The 14,457-nt window shown below is 48.0% G+C and carries 13 protein-coding genes and 1 tRNA gene; 3 read left to right on the top strand and 11 right to left on the bottom strand.

The window, feature by feature from the left end; translation table 11 throughout:
• Window positions 1–130 precede the first annotated feature (130 nt).
• The 9 genes from ABC831_RS16995 to ABC831_RS16955 all read right to left on the bottom strand — a co-directional run bounded on the left by ABC831_RS16995 (window position 131) and on the right by ABC831_RS16955 (window position 8,944).
• The gene (locus ABC831_RS16995) at window positions 131–1,300 is read right to left on the bottom strand and encodes a M24 family metallopeptidase (protein WP_343249286.1); all 1,170 of its coding nucleotides are present in this window, start codon (window positions 1,298–1,300) and stop codon (window positions 131–133) included.
• Between the two features lie 72 nt (window positions 1,301–1,372).
• Window positions 1,373–2,323, bottom strand: a complete 951-nt coding sequence (locus tag ABC831_RS16990; RefSeq protein ID WP_343249285.1) for an ABC transporter permease — start codon at window positions 2,321–2,323, stop codon at window positions 1,373–1,375.
• Entirely contained in the window at window positions 2,324–3,283 is a 960-nt protein-coding gene (locus tag ABC831_RS16985; protein ID WP_343249284.1) for an ABC transporter permease, read from the bottom strand.
• A 2-nt stretch (window positions 3,284–3,285) separates the two neighbouring features.
• Complete coding sequence (locus tag ABC831_RS16980; protein ID WP_343249283.1) at window positions 3,286–4,785, bottom strand: sugar ABC transporter ATP-binding protein; 1,500 nt, start codon at window positions 4,783–4,785, stop codon at window positions 3,286–3,288.
• A gap of 30 nt (window positions 4,786–4,815) precedes the next feature.
• Entirely contained in the window at window positions 4,816–4,971 is a 156-nt protein-coding gene (locus tag ABC831_RS16975; RefSeq protein WP_343249282.1) for a hypothetical protein, read from the bottom strand.
• Window positions 4,971–5,993, bottom strand: a complete 1,023-nt coding sequence (locus tag ABC831_RS16970) for a sugar ABC transporter substrate-binding protein (protein ID WP_343249281.1) — start codon at window positions 5,991–5,993, stop codon at window positions 4,971–4,973. The genes ABC831_RS16975 and ABC831_RS16970 overlap by 1 nt, the downstream gene beginning before the upstream one ends.
• Before the next feature lie 120 nt (window positions 5,994–6,113).
• Complete coding sequence (locus tag ABC831_RS16965) at window positions 6,114–6,473, bottom strand: sensory rhodopsin transducer (protein WP_343249280.1); 360 nt, start codon at window positions 6,471–6,473, stop codon at window positions 6,114–6,116.
• 162 nt (window positions 6,474–6,635) lie between these two features.
• The gene (locus tag ABC831_RS16960; RefSeq protein ID WP_343249279.1) at window positions 6,636–7,712 is read right to left on the bottom strand and encodes a LacI family DNA-binding transcriptional regulator; all 1,077 of its coding nucleotides are present in this window, start codon (window positions 7,710–7,712) and stop codon (window positions 6,636–6,638) included.
• A gap of 158 nt (window positions 7,713–7,870) precedes the next feature.
• The gene (locus ABC831_RS16955) at window positions 7,871–8,944 is read right to left on the bottom strand and encodes a LacI family DNA-binding transcriptional regulator (protein WP_343249278.1); all 1,074 of its coding nucleotides are present in this window, start codon (window positions 8,942–8,944) and stop codon (window positions 7,871–7,873) included.
• Window positions 8,945–9,201: 257 nt separating this feature from the next.
• Between ABC831_RS16955 and ABC831_RS16950 the strand changes: the two genes are divergently transcribed.
• The gene (locus ABC831_RS16950; RefSeq protein WP_425524602.1) at window positions 9,202–10,350 is read left to right on the top strand and encodes an IS91 family transposase; all 1,149 of its coding nucleotides are present in this window, start codon (window positions 9,202–9,204) and stop codon (window positions 10,348–10,350) included.
• 52 nt (window positions 10,351–10,402) lie between these two features.
• Window positions 10,403–10,579 (top strand): hypothetical protein, encoded by a 177-nt coding sequence (locus ABC831_RS16945; RefSeq protein WP_343249276.1) that lies wholly within the window; start codon window positions 10,403–10,405, stop codon window positions 10,577–10,579.
• Window positions 10,580–10,975: 396 nt separating this feature from the next.
• Here ABC831_RS16945 and ABC831_RS16940 read toward each other — a convergent pair.
• Window positions 10,976–11,059, bottom strand: a tRNA-Leu gene (locus ABC831_RS16940).
• Window positions 11,060–11,495: 436 nt separating this feature from the next.
• Between ABC831_RS16940 and ABC831_RS16935 the strand changes: the two genes are divergently transcribed.
• Complete coding sequence (locus ABC831_RS16935; RefSeq protein WP_343249275.1) at window positions 11,496–13,130, top strand: ABC-F family ATP-binding cassette domain-containing protein; 1,635 nt, start codon at window positions 11,496–11,498, stop codon at window positions 13,128–13,130.
• A 93-nt stretch (window positions 13,131–13,223) separates the two neighbouring features.
• Here ABC831_RS16935 and ABC831_RS16930 read toward each other — a convergent pair whose 3' ends face one another.
• The gene (locus ABC831_RS16930) at window positions 13,224–14,435 is read right to left on the bottom strand and encodes a CapA family protein (RefSeq protein WP_343249274.1); all 1,212 of its coding nucleotides are present in this window, start codon (window positions 14,433–14,435) and stop codon (window positions 13,224–13,226) included.
• Window positions 14,436–14,457: the final 22 nt, after the last annotated feature.

The following is a 14,457-nucleotide window of genomic DNA, read 5'->3' as shown; positions in this document are numbered from 1 at the left end:
CCGGCTTATGTTTATTATATTTATTACATTTATTATGTTTATGAGATTTATTGGATAAATGCTGTTAACGTTCAGATCGGTTGCAAACAGTTCCTTGGAAACTGATTACCCATTCCTCTTTATGGTCTGTCTACAGATCTTTGGAAAAATAGTCATCCATTTTCTTAGAGAACGGCACACAGCCAATTTCCGTAATAATATAGCCGGTCTCGATTCTGGCTCCGTTCAGCTGCGGATGGCCGAAAAAGCTCACATCTACCATCACCGCCATACCCGGTTTCAGGATGTCCTCGCTGTTGGGACCAAAAAACGGGGCTTCCGCCTCCATCAGACCAATGGTATGGGCGAACGGGCACACCAGATATTTCATAATACCTTTCTCTTCGTAATAGGCGCGGCCTTTTTCGTCGATCTCCTTACCTGAAACACCCGGTCGCAGCATGGATTTGGTCAGCTGAAGGACATCTCTTAACCACATCATACCGTCCCTTTGAATTTGAGTGTACTCCCCGGATACCGGAAGTGTATCACCAAAAGTTGCCGTATATCCCTTATATCTGGGCGCGATTCCGAACAGTACCATCTCGCCGGCCACCAGCTGTTTATCCGAGGAAGTAGGTACGACCGCATTTGAGCGTTCTCCGCTTCCCACCATGGTACCGTAGGCGAAACTGTTGGCCCCTGCGTCCCGGCAGACTGCTTCCCCGGCCGCGGCGATCTGATACTCGTATACTCCGGGCGCGATCTTTGCCCGCATGGCGTCATAGGCCACATCTGACATATGGGCCGCCTGCTGCATACAATCGAGCTCCCAGGCTGATTTGACGATTCTCAGCGCTTCATACTCTTTGGTGAAATCCACGATCTCTATTCCGGCGAATCCCTTCACCAGCTGATCATATACCTGATACGGAAGTGCTTCCGTTCCCACCAGGCCCAGCTTTTTGATCACCGTGCCGGAAGCGCTTAGTTCCTCGTTCAGCTGTTTAAAATCAATGATGGTCGCATTGGGATATTCCTCCTCAGGAACCATGAATACCGGGAAACAGTAAGTGTTTTTGATCGCGCTGGACATAAGGGCGAACGGCTGGCTCTCCGGGCCGCCCAAGAGGATCGGAGCCCCATTTACCGGTACTAATACCGCCCCTTTTTCAAACTGGGGGCACCAGCCGGTCAGATACCAGCCGTTGGCGATATTCAGCTCATCAAAATAGACGAATGCCGCATCCAGTCCGTTCTCTTTTAGAATCTCTTTCACCTTTGCAATTCTGCTTTCTGTTTCTGCTGCGTTAAAATACATACTTTTTCCTCCTACTCTTTTTTTGATTATTGTTATTTGAAAGGCCGTATGGGAACCGGCCTGTCACTTCCCTCAATCCTTCTTATTAAGGCTCATGTAGACATCGATGGCCACGATGATAATAACGACCAGCCCCCGGATCAGCTGCTGATAATAGGCACCGATTCCCAGAAGGGTCAGCGCGTTAAACAGGACGCTGATCACCAGCAGCCCGATCAAAGACCGCACCGCGCTGCCGCTGCCTCCTGACAGTGAAGTCCCGCCCACCACGACTGCTGAGATGGCAGACATGGATGTATTCAGCCCTAACAGGGCGGCGCTTCCAGATGCCATCCGGCAGGAAATCATCACTCCCGCTATCCCCGCAGCGATGCCCAGGATCACAAAGATGAGCAATTTGCTCTTTTGCGCGTTAATACCGGCCAGCTCCGCGATCTTCCGGTTTCCGCCCACCGCATAGATTTCCCGGCCGGATTTGGTGAATTTTAAAAAACATTCCGTGATTACCACAAAGATCAAAAATGTCAGCACCAGATTAGGGATACCAAGAAAGCTCCCATTCCCCCATTGGTAGATCGCCTGGTTGGCATTGCTGACCGGCTGGCCGTCCGTATAGAACAGGGCGATACCCCGGACATAGGTCATACTTCCAAGCGTGGCTACGAAGGCGGGGATATCCAGTTTGGCTACCAGAAAACCGTTCACGAATCCCACGGCCGCACCGATGAGAACGGTCACCAGTATGGCCGGAAAGATGCCCATGGTGTCCAGATTCTTCAGGAAAAATACGGAACACAGCGCATAGGTGGCACCAGCGCTTAAATCAAATTCTCCGCATATAATCGCGATGGTCATTGCCATCGTGATCGTGCCGTAGGTAGACATTTCAATAAAAATATTCGTCAGGTTGGACAGTGTCAAAAAGTTACGGTTTACGATGGTCATAAACAGCATCATCAAAAGAAGCAGTATGACTACCATGTTTTTGGTAAAAAAACCTCTGATTTCTTTCGTTCTGGTCATCTAATTCACCCCGCTATTCTTCAGCTTGTTGCCGGAAACATCCAGAACAACCGCAATAATGATGATGAAGCCGCGGATGATCATCTGGGGATAGGTGGTAACATTCATGACGTTTAACGCATTTCCAAGAACTCCGATAATCACGACACCCAGCACCGTCTTGAATATGCCGCCTTTCCCGCCGGTCAGTGACGTTCCTCCCACCACCACCGCCGCGATCGCATCCAGCTCATATCCCTTTCCCGATGTGGGGGATGCCGCATTCACCCGAGAGCTTAAGATCACGGAGGCCGTACTGGCCATCACCCCGGCGATCACGAACAGCATCGTGGTATAGAATTTGATATTGACCCCCGACATCTTAGCCGCCTTCGTGTTCGCACCCATAAAATATACGGTACGGCCAAACGGCGTGTATCTCATGACCAGGAACAGGACAACCGCAAAAAAGAGGAAGAAGAAAATCGGCAGATATCCTTTTCCCAGTAGGCTGTGTACCCCGCCGCCGGTGCCGGACATGTATTTTCCGCCGGAATAGATCAGTGCAACCGCGGCCACCGCCGTCTGCATGCCAAAGGTGATGATAAAGCTGTCGCAGGTACGTCCATTGATCACCGCGATGATCAGACCGTTCACCAGTCCCACAAGACCGCCGGCCAGAATCGCCAGAATCATACCGGTCCAATCCATGGAATAGTTGTTCACAAAGCTCATGACGATAACCCCGGCCAGTGACACCGTAGATCCGATGGACAGGTCGATATGCCCTGCCAGAATGACCACCGTGACCCCGATCGCCATAATCCCGATGACTGCGGATTGTCTAAGGATATTTGTCATATTGTCCACGGTCATGAATTCTTTGGAAAGCAGGGATACGATCACTATAATGAGAATCAGGACGAACAACAGCCCATAGTCACAAAGTAATGACAGCCATTTATTTTTATTTTTGTTCATTGTCATTCCTCCTCCGTATCCACTGCAAGCCGCATTACATTTTCCGCCGAGATCATGTCCTTCTCAAGTTCCCCTTTTTTATGACCGTTGTGCATAACGATGATCCGGTCCGACATTCCAATGATTTCGTTCATCTCCGACGATATCATCAGGATCGCCTTCCCCTGCTCGGCCAGCCTGTTGATCAGCTGGTAGATCTCAAATTTTGCCCCAACATCGATCCCTCTGGTCGGTTCGTCCAGGATCAGAATATCCACATCGGAAAACAGCCATTTGGCGATCACAACCTTCTGCTGATTTCCTCCTGAGAGAAACATGGTCTTCTGGTTCATACCCGGAGTCTTGATATTCAGTTCCTCTATGTATTCCCGGGCCGCTGCCTCTTCCTTCCGGGCGTTCAGCCAGATTCCTTTCCAGGCGATCTTCTGCAGGTTGGTGATCACGATATTTTGTTTCACGGAAAAATCCAGAGCCAGGCCGGTTTCCTTGCGCTCCTCCGTCACCATCCCGATCGAGTTATGCTTTGCCTGTCTCGTATTGGAGACTCTGGCTTTTTTGCCGAAGATCCGAAGTTCCCCGGCTTCCATCTTCTCCGCGCCGATTATGGTTTCACACAGCTCGGTGCGTCCGGCGCCCACTAAGCCAGCCAGCCCCAGGACCTCTCCTCTTCGCAGTTCCAGATCCACATGGTAAATTTTATTTTTCCTGCATATATCCGTGGCTGAAAATATAACCTCCCCAGGCTTCGATGTCCTGTGCGGGAACTCCATGGTCACACTGCGTCCTACCATCTGTTCGATCATGAGATCTTCCGTGTAATCTTTCACCCGGCGGGTATCGATCGTCCTGCCGTCCCGGATCACCGTGGCCTCATCGCAGATCTCAAAGATTTCGTCCAGTTTATGGGATATATAGATGATCGTGATGCCCTGTTTCCGCAGCTGATGGATGATGGTAAATAATTTCTCCACTTCATTTTCTGACAGGGATGAGGTTGGCTCATCCATCACGATTATTTTCGCATTTCCTGAGACCGCCCTGGCAATCTCGATCATCTGTTTCTCGGCCACCGTAAGCTCCAGGACCCGGCGCTTCGGATCCAGGGTAAAATTGATCTTTTCCAGTGCCTCTTTTACGTTTTGGGTCATGGTATGCCAGTCGATCATATTCAGCTTATTCTTTAAAAGCGCTCCCAGATAGAAGTTCTCCACCACGGAAAGTGTGGGGACCAGATTAATCTCCTGAAATACAAAACTGATTCCCAGGCTTTTGGCTGTATTAATATTGCCGATCTTTACCTCCTGCCCTTCTATCCGAATGCTCCCTGAATCCGCCTGATATACACCATTTAGGACTTTCATGAGCGTTGATTTCCCCGCGCCGTTTTCACCGATAATCGCGTGGACCTCTCCTTTTTTCACTTTCAGAGTCACGTTGTCCAACGCTTTGACACCTGGGAAATTCTTTACTATATCTATCATTTCCAGTGCATAGCTCTCCATAGTTACCTCCAGTGCCGCATTTACTGCTGCTCAATTCAGGTATGGTATCACCATTCCCTCCAGTGCCGCATTCTCTGCGCTTAAGTGATACGGAAAATAGTTCTGTGAAGCTTTTTTCCGTATGATCGGGGCAGTGGTGCCGGCCGTTGGACCGGCACCGCTGCCTGCCTGTCTGTTACACCACATTACCAACCGTTGAATTCATTTACATTGTCCGGTGTAATCAGCCGGCAGTCGATCTTGGTCCATTCCGGGACTTCCTCGCCCATAATCACCTTATGCATCACTTCGATACCTGTTCTTCCCTCCACCGAAGGATCCTGAGAACTGGCCCCCAACAGTACGCCCGATTCGATCTGATCCAGCACGAACTGCAGCTGCCCGTTGCAGACACATTTAATCTTGTCGCTCAAGCCGGCATCGGAAAGAGCCGCCGCGATTCCCTGATACATACCGTCGTCCTCACTGTATACCAGATCAATCTCTTCCCCAAAAGTGGTGATATAGTCTTCCATAATCTTCATCGCTTTGGCCGTATCCCACTCTGCGGACTGCTTCGCAAGAACCTTGATCTTGTCATTCTGTGCAATTTTGTCTTCAAATCCTTTCAGGTAACCGATTTGGGCCTCCGTGCCCATGACACCCTCGACGACCACCACGTTACCCCCATCTTTCAGATAATCCAATGCCAGATCGCCGCTGATCCCTCCCGCCATCTCATAATCCAGGCCCACATAGGCGGGAACCTTATCCTGGACGGAAGCGTCTACCTTCGAATTCAGAACCACATAGGGTACGCCGCACTCTGCCAGATAATTAACTACCGGAATAGTAGATGCCGCATCCGCAGGCCAGTAGATAATGCCATCCACCCCCTGGGTTACCGCGTTTTTAATCTGGTCCAGCTGTTTCTGGGAATCTCCCTCTCCGTCTACCATCTGGAGGTTGATGTTATTTTCTTTCGCGTACTCCTCCATTGCCGTATTCATGGGCGCCGCATAAGGCACCGTCATAAATGCGGTTGCGAAAAAGATATTCAGCTGTTCTGCATCTTTTTGTGTATCCTGCGCCTGTGTATTTCCTGTGTCCGTCTTCTGGGCATCTGCCCCGCCGCCTGTCTGTCCTGCCTCGTCTCCTCCGGAACATCCTGTCAGACACAGGGATACCGTCAACATTAAACTCAACACCAAACCTAACAACTTTTTCATACTTAATCCTTCCTTTCTTCTCTTAAAATTTACCATCGCTCTTTCTGATTAACTTGGGAAACAATACTTCCGCAAACGTTATCAGATAACGTTTGCAGTTATGGTAAATAAAAATTCAGTTCAAACACTGAAGCCCGTTACCGGATAATATGCCATGTCCTTACGCCTGTCAAGCCGCCCGTATACAGCCACCACCGGAACATTACTGTTTAAGATGACCGCGAATTGACCTTTCGGAATCAAATATTGCTCCTCACCAATAGGATAATCCATGCGGAAACAGTGTACCCTTCTGGATTTCACCTTGATTTTGATCCCTTCTTTCGGGTCCTGGTCCTCAAACAAAAGATCCAGGGTTATCTCGGCATCCTTCTCTGCGTTATTTACAATCATCAGCGCCTCGTGCCCCAATGGCTCAACCTCTCCCTGGGGCGGGAGATCTCCGTCTGCAAACACCCAGGTTTTCTTTCCCAATTCCATTTCTTTTCCTCCTTTTTGGCTGTTTTCTATATTTACAGATCCATTTATCCGAACTTTATCTGTGTCTGTGTACTTTTCACCTCTTTTCCATACGTTATAAATAAAGTTCAGCTGACAACGTTTGCAATACAGACGAAAAAAATATAGTTCCAATAAATGATTTTAAATTACATCCCATACGCTCTGCCCGATTTCCAAATAGGGTTCCAGCAGAAATCTCTCATTTTCCCTCTCACAAGTCTGCCCTGCTTCCATGTGAGCCAACCGTTCCAGCAAAAGTTCCCCGGTTCTCGTACCAATCATAGCCTCCGGCTGCCTTATAGTAGTGATACTCGGATGAACCAAACCCGCTTTGTCATGAACGTCAAAACCGACCAGGGACAGATCCTCCGGAATCCTCAGCCCATACTGCCTGATCGCCTTAATCGCGCCGAACGTCATCATTTCAGACATAATATATACACTGGTAAAGGAAGTCTGAAAGCGGTTGTCCAGAAGCTCCCGCATACAAAGATACCCTTCGTTTTCTTTATAATTCCCATACCGGATCAGATTATCATCCACGGGAATCCCGTGACTCATCAGCGCCCGCTTATACCCCGCAACCCGTTCATATCCTGTCGTCTCCTGGATGGACCCGACGATTGCCGCTATTCTGTGGTGCCCGTGGCGGATCAGATACTCCACCGCTACCTCACTGGCCTTGGCGTTGTCAATGGTAACCGATTCAATCGGCACCTTTAGTTTCGGGATATTATCGATGAATACTACCGGGATTTTGCTGTTCAGATACTGCAGCACTTTCCGTCCATTCAGATCCACAGTAGCCAGAACAAGGGCATCGATCCGTTTCTGGTAGAGCAGTTCCAGGTACTTTTGCTCATTCTTCCTGCTTTCATTCGTATCTGCCACAATAATGGAATATCCATGGGGAGACACCACCTGGTCAATTCCCTTGATAATCGTCCCAAAAAGTGTCTCACAGATATCCGGAACCACCACACCTATTGTTCTGGTCGATTGCTTTTTGAGAGACCGCGCCACTTCATTCGGCACGTAGTTATATTCCTCCAGTGCTTTTAATACCCTCTCCCTCGTCTCTTCCTTCACGTATTCTTTATTATTCACGGCTCTGGAAACAGTGGATACAGATACATTTAACTTTTGGGCAATTTCTTTTAATGTACTTGATCTTGTCATATGTTTACCTTTATGAATCGCTTCTATAAAATTCTGCAATCGTTTGCAATTATCCTAACACCCTCTCACGTATTTGTCAATAACCATACTGATATTTTGGCCTTTTCCACAAATATTGCACAAAAATTCTGTACATAATTCTTATTAATAAATTTGTTTTACTAGTATATCCTCCTTTAAAAGTACGAACGGGTATTCTACAAGATACATCTGACACTCTGCCCGATCTCCAGGTCAGGCTCCAGCAGAACTTTGTTATCCGCTTCCGATTTGCCCATATCCTTTTGCTCTTTCCCCAGCCTTGCCAGCAGAAGTTCTCCCACCTTTGTTCCGATCAACACCTCCGGCTCACGGACCGTCGTAATGCTAGGATAGACAAGCCCCGCTTTGTCATGGACGTCGAATCCCACAATGGAAATATCTTCTGGGATGCGAAGCCCATATTGGCGGATCGCTTTCATCGCACCGAAGGTCATCATTTCCGAAGTCACGTAGACCGCTGAAAATGCGCACCGCCCCCGGTTATTCAGGAATTCCTGCATACACCGGAATCCGTCATCCTCTTTGTACATCCCGTAACGGATCAACTGCTCATCCACCTCGATCCCATGTTCCTTTAATGTGTCCCGATATCCGCTGATCCGCTCATACCCGGTCGTCTCATCGACAGATCCGCCAATCACAGCTATTTTCCGATGTCCATTTCCGATCAGATATTCCACCGCCATTTTACTGGCTTTGGCATTATCTATCGTCACCGATTCCACCGGTGCATCAAGGGCCGGTATATTATCGATAAATATGACCGGAATTCCACTTTTTATATACTCCGAAGCTTTCGTACCCTTCAGATCCACCGTCGCAAGCACCAGAGCATCTACCCTCTTCTGGTAGAGCAGATTCAGATACTTTTCCTCATTTTTCTTATTTTCATTGGTATCGGATACGATAATCGAATATCCCTGAGGAGATACCACCTGATCGATTCCTTTGATAATCATGCCAAACAGTGTCTCGCAGATATCCGGGACCACGATTCCGATGGTTTTGGTCGATTTCATTTTCAGAGACCGCGCCACCTCATTCGGTACATAGTTGTATTCCTCAAGTGCTCTTAGTACACGTTCCCTCGTCTCTTCTTTGACATATTCTTTCTGATTCACAGCCCTGGAAACCGTGGAAACAGAAACATTCAGTTTTTCGGCTATTTCTTTCAATGTACTAGATTTCATCTGGCTAACCCCCTTGATATATACTTTAATATAATTCACGGGAAATTTCCATAATTATCCATCTATAATGTTTCAGAATAAAAAAGAGTCTCACTTGCGATACTCTCCGCCTGCAGCGGGCCGCGTAAGCGGCAATTTTCTCTCGGCCGCTGTGCGAGCCCCGGGGAGCGTTTATAATTTCTGAGGAATATTTTCTTATAAAATAAAAAAGTGTCTTCGACACTTCAACCCCCTAGCCCCCATTCATGGGGGAATTAGGGGTTTCTTTTTGTGTCGGTTTCCTGCATAATAGTCTTATGAGTATATTACAAGATATTTTTAAAGACCATTATGAAGAAATGATTTATACTTTGCATCCACGTGATTCTGTCATTGAAAACGTGGATAAAATGATCAACTGCGGCGACCCGTCTTTTGGCGGTGCCATGTATGGCTGTCCTCACTGTGGTAACCTTAAGTTTGTCCCTTTCCGCTGTCACAGCCGGTTCTGCCCCACCTGCGGCAATAAATATGCTATGGAACGCACTACTTCTATGTCCTTTAAGCTCGTCAATGTTACTCACAGACATTGTGTTTTTACCATTGATGAAAACCTCCGCGCTTTTTTTCTAAATGACCGGGTCTTACTCAACTGCCTCTTTCACTCTGTTAACAGCGTCGTTTCGCTCATGTTTTTTAAGCAGAATAAATCCATGAACTTTACTCCCGGTTTTATCATGGTCCTCCACACATTCGGACGGGACCTAAAATGGAACCCTCATATCCACTGTCTCATTTCAGAAGGCGGCTTCAGTGACAATGGCTTTTGGCGCAGCATGGATCACTTCAACTACACTTTTCTACGCAATGCTTTCCGTACCGCACTCCTTAATGAAATGGAATCCCTTATCAGTCCCTCTTTCAATAAGATTAAATCTCAGTGCTACCGCGAGCATAAGGATGGGTTCTACGTCTACGCCAAGCCTAACCGATGCGACCCTAATGCTGCCATTAAATATATTGGACGTTATCTTGGCCGTCCTGTCATTGCCACCTCTAGGATTGATAAATATGATGGTGACTTTGTTACTTTCCACTATAACCGCCATGAAGATGACATGTATGTGGAGGAAACCATCCCTGCTTTGGAATTCATAGATCGGCTTATCCAGCATATCCAGGAAAAGCATTACAAATTGATCCGCTATGGTGGTATCTATGCACGGCACCGGGAGGTTGACAAAAAACTGCACCGTGTGATCTCCCGCGAAAAACACCATATTTACAGGAGCTTTAACCAATGGCGCAATGCAATTCTTTCTTCTTTCGGTTATGACCCTTTAAAATGTGATTGCGGTACTACCATGCTCTTTTTGGAGCTCTACTTTAACCATAAACGAGTTTCTCTGGACGAAATGTACGAGAAAGTGATGTCCCGCTCTCGTGGAAAAAGATCCTCTGCATAACTTTTCATATCCACCTGCCTGTGCTATACTCCTTTTCAAGGAGGGCGGTTACATGAAACTAAAAACAGAGAAACTACGTAAAAAATACATGGATAATCCACCAGAAGGAATGACATCCGAGGACATTCGCCGTATGAGCGAAGATGCGCTTCTCGATATGGATTATTTTTTGAATGAAGATGACTTGTTAGATGACGAGGCTGGTGTGGAAGGTTTTTATATCTTCTAAACCGTGTCGTCTTATTGTCATTCCCAAACAAGAGTTTATCTAACATATGTTCGGTAAACTCTTGTTCTTTTTTATGCGACTCTGAAATCGCAGTTTCCTATAAAGTCAAAAAGAGTTTCGTTTGCGAAACTCTCCGCCTACGGCGGGCCGCGTAAGCGGCCTCTTCCTTTCCGCCATAGTGCGCTCCCCGCGGAGCGTTTTTTATTTCATAGGAGCACTTTCCTATAAAATGAAAAAGAGTTTCGCTTGCGAAACTCTCCGCCTACGGCGGGCCGCGTAAGCGGCCTCTTCCTTTCCGCCGTAGTGCGATCCCCGCGGAGCGTTTTTTATTTCATAGGAGCACTTTCCTATGAAATAAAAAAAAAGCGCTGCTAATACACAGCGCCTGACTAATCATGCGGGAAAAGGGACTTGAACCCTCACGTACATTCGTACACATGAACCTGAATCATGCCCGTCTGCCAATTCCGGCATTCCCGCAACTCACGAATCATATTCTATCGTGAATTCCCCAAAATGTCAATGCCCGATTTCAAATTTTTTTAACCATTTTTAACGCCGTTATAATTTCACGGCCAAATGGGAGGGGACTGGCACCTTTCGGCAGTAGGGCTGTGCTTTCCGGCAGCTGCGTGGAGAAAGGGGCCTGTCCCCGGATTTTGACTGAAATAGTCCTGCTTATGGAGCAGCCTCCGCTATTTCCTTTGAATACGCCGGCATCCTGGGACAGGCCCCTTTCTCTGCGCAGCTGCCGGAAAGTACAGCCCTACTGCCGAAAGGTGCCAGTCCCCTCCCATTTGGCCGTGAAATTATAACAAAAGGCTTGCAAATTCATAGGATTCCTGTAAAATAGAAATGAATTTAACCATAATCAAAGAAAGAAAAAGTATTTCAGAAAGAAAAATGAGGTTTTCAAATGATCAGTACAAGTAATGTCACGCTTCGGATCGGCAAAAAAGCCTTGTTCGAAGATGTCAACATCAAATTCACGGAGGGTAACTGTTATGGACTGATCGGTGCCAACGGAGCCGGTAAGTCCACCTTCCTCAAAATTCTGTCCGGCCAGCTGGAGCCGACCAAGGGTGATGTCATCATCACTCCCGGAGAACGTCTCTCCTTTTTACAGCAGGATCATTTCAAATACGATGAATATTCGGTATTGGATACCGTCATCATGGGAAATGCCCGTCTGTACGAGATTATGAAAGAAAAGGATGCCATCTACGCCAAGGAAGATTTTACGGAAGAAGACGGCCTGAAAGCCAGCGAGCTGGAAGGTGAGTTTGCCACCATGAACGGCTGGGAAGCAGAATCCGACGCCGCCACCTTGTTAAATGGCCTGGGCATCGAGACAGATCTTCATTATGCCATTATGAAAGATTTAAACGGAAGCCAGAAGGTAAAAGTATTGTTAGCCCAGGCACTGTTCGGCAATCCCGATATTCTGCTCCTGGATGAGCCTACGAACCATTTGGATCTGGATGCCATCTCCTGGCTGGAGGAATTCCTGATTAATTTCGAGAATACCGTCATCGTAGTTTCCCATGACCGTTATTTCCTGAATAAGGTCTGTACGCACATCGCGGATATCGATTACGCCAAGATCCAGCTCTATGCCGGCAATTATGACTTCTGGTATGAATCCAGCCAATTGCTGATCCGCCAGATGAAGGAAGCTAACCGGAAGAAGGAAGAAAAGATCAAGGAGCTTCAGGAATTCATCTCCCGTTTCTCCGCCAATGCTTCCAAATCTAAGCAGGCCACGTCCAGAAAGCGCGCGCTGGAAAAAATACAGCTGGATGACATCAAACCTTCCAGCCGGAAATATCCCTACATCGATTTCCGCCCGAACCGTGATATCGGCAATGAGGTGCTGACGGTGGAGAATCTGAGCAAGACCATTGACGGCGTCAAGGTTCTGGATAATCTCTCCTTTATCGTGGGCCATGAGGATAAAATCGCGTTTGTGGGCGGTGATGAGCTGGCGAAAACTACGCTGTTCAAGATTCTGGCCGGAGAGCTGGAGCCCGACGAGGGTACTTATAAATGGGGCGTTACCACCTCCCAGGCCTATTTCCCCAAGGACAATACCAAAGAGTTTGACTGTGAGGACATAATCGTGGACTGGCTGACCCAGTACAGTGAGATCAAAGACGCCACATATGTCCGCGGTTTCCTGGGCCGGATGCTCTTTGCCGGCGAAGACGGCGTCAAAAAAGTGAAGGTACTCTCCGGTGGGGAGAAGGTCCGCTGTCTGCTCTCCAAGATGATGATCTCCGGCTCCAACGTTCTGATCCTGGATGAGCCTACCAATCATCTGGACATGGAATCCATAACCGCGCTGAACAACGGGCTGATCAAGTTCCCGGGTGTCGTGCTGTTCGCCTCCCATGACCATCAGTTCGTGCAGACTACAGCTAACCGGATTATGGAAATCGTAAACGGCCATCTGATCGACAAGATCACCACTTATGATGAATATCTGGAAAGCGATGAAATGGCCCGTAAACGGACTATCTATACAATGGAAGATCAGCCTGAGGACAACTGACCAAAAGACACAGGATACATTCTTTACCGATGGTATATGGTAAATTTCTGTATCCTGTGTCTTTTTTTGTCTCTGCCTGTCCAATCTCACTGGTTATTCCGCATTGGATGACACGATCCCATCCTCACTGATAGATACGCCGAATGAAATTCTCTGCAGCTCTTCAAACAGCCGTTTCGGCTCTTCTATCAGAAAGGTCTGATTATTCTTCATCGTCAAAGGAACCAATTTTAATCCGGTTTCGCCATCCGCACTGATGGTTATCTCGGCCATCACCGTTTCCCCCGCCCACTGGCCAAAGAGGAAATTACCCAGACTGTACAGAATCGGCTTTCCCTTATAAAACTCAATGCCCTGAAGGACATGGGGATGGCTTCCCACCACCAGATCCGCCCCTGCGTCGATATATTTTTGCGCCATCTGCCTTTGATACTCTTCCGGGGTATCTGCGTACTCCACCCCCCAGTGGACATATGCCACTACATAATCGCAGGTTTCCTTCGCTCGTGTTATCTGTTCCAGCATCTGTGCCGGATCATAGGTCGCGAACAGGCCCGGACGGTCTTTTCCCGCGTACCACCCGGTCACCGGAATCACGCGGCTGGCGCCCAGGAAACCGATCTTCCTGCCGCCTTTCCCGATACTGATCATCCGGGAAGCCCTCTCCAGATTCTCTCCGGCGCCCACATAAGGCAGGCCGGCATCTTCCAGGGTACTCAACGTGTCCAGAAGTGCATCCGAACCAAAATCCAGGGTATGATTATTCGCTAATGTAACGATATCCACACCCATATCTTTCAATATCTGTACATATCTGGGATCTGCCCGGAAAGTGTACTGTTTATCCTCCATGGCCGTGCCCCTGGTACTGAACGGGAACTCCTGATTGACCATCAGGATGTCTGCCGCCTGCATCTTCTCCAGTACCCGGGAGTCATATACCGATGCGATCCCGCCTTTGTCATACACGGCGTTCAGTCCGTCGCTTAACAGCACATCCCCGCCAAAGGCCAGCAATAGCTCTTTCGGGTTATTTTCGCTGTCCTGCGTATTTTGATCCGTCTGCTCCTTCGGATCTTTTACCTGCCCATGATCGGTGTCGTTATAGGCTGCGTGATCTCTGTCCGACTGTTCTCCATCCGACGGCTCTCCATCCGTCGTCTTGTTCTGCTGCGTATGGTCCTGCTCTTCCTGCATTCCAACCAGGGAATCCGGCTGTCCGGCCTCTGCCTTCAGGACAGTCACAACGGCCAGTAGCAAGCATAATCCAATCAATATATTGCCAATACTTTTCACTATCTTCATTGCGAATTCCTCTTATTGTCTA

The sequence above is a fragment of the Diplocloster hominis genome (assembly GCF_032380655.1).
GTDB classification, from domain to species: domain Bacteria; phylum Bacillota; class Clostridia; order Lachnospirales; family Lachnospiraceae; genus Diplocloster; species Diplocloster hominis.
This window is presented reverse-complemented; position numbering and strand designations above follow the sequence as displayed.

Coding starts and splice junctions, on each gene's coding strand:
- ABC831_RS16935 (WP_343249275.1), top strand. CDS start 11,496: ATGATCAGTACAAGTAATGTCACGCTTCGGATCGGCAAAAAAGCCTTG.
- ABC831_RS16995 (WP_343249286.1), bottom strand. CDS start 1,300: ATGTATTTTAACGCAGCAGAAACAGAAAGCAGAATTGCAAAGGTGAAA.
- ABC831_RS16975 (WP_343249282.1), bottom strand. CDS start 4,971: ATGTGGTGTAACAGACAGGCAGGCAGCGGTGCCGGTCCAACGGCCGGC.
- ABC831_RS16950 (WP_425524602.1), top strand. CDS start 9,202: ATGAGTATATTACAAGATATTTTTAAAGACCATTATGAAGAAATGATT.
- ABC831_RS16930 (WP_343249274.1), bottom strand. CDS start 14,435: ATGAAGATAGTGAAAAGTATTGGCAATATATTGATTGGATTATGCTTG.
- ABC831_RS16985 (WP_343249284.1), bottom strand. CDS start 3,283: ATGAACAAAAATAAAAATAAATGGCTGTCATTACTTTGTGACTATGGG.
- ABC831_RS16980 (WP_343249283.1), bottom strand. CDS start 4,785: ATGGAGAGCTATGCACTGGAAATGATAGATATAGTAAAGAATTTCCCA.
- ABC831_RS16945 (WP_343249276.1), top strand. CDS start 10,403: ATGAAACTAAAAACAGAGAAACTACGTAAAAAATACATGGATAATCCA.
- ABC831_RS16990 (WP_343249285.1), bottom strand. CDS start 2,323: ATGACCAGAACGAAAGAAATCAGAGGTTTTTTTACCAAAAACATGGTA.
- ABC831_RS16970 (WP_343249281.1), bottom strand. CDS start 5,993: ATGAAAAAGTTGTTAGGTTTGGTGTTGAGTTTAATGTTGACGGTATCC.
- ABC831_RS16965 (WP_343249280.1), bottom strand. CDS start 6,473: ATGGAATTGGGAAAGAAAACCTGGGTGTTTGCAGACGGAGATCTCCCG.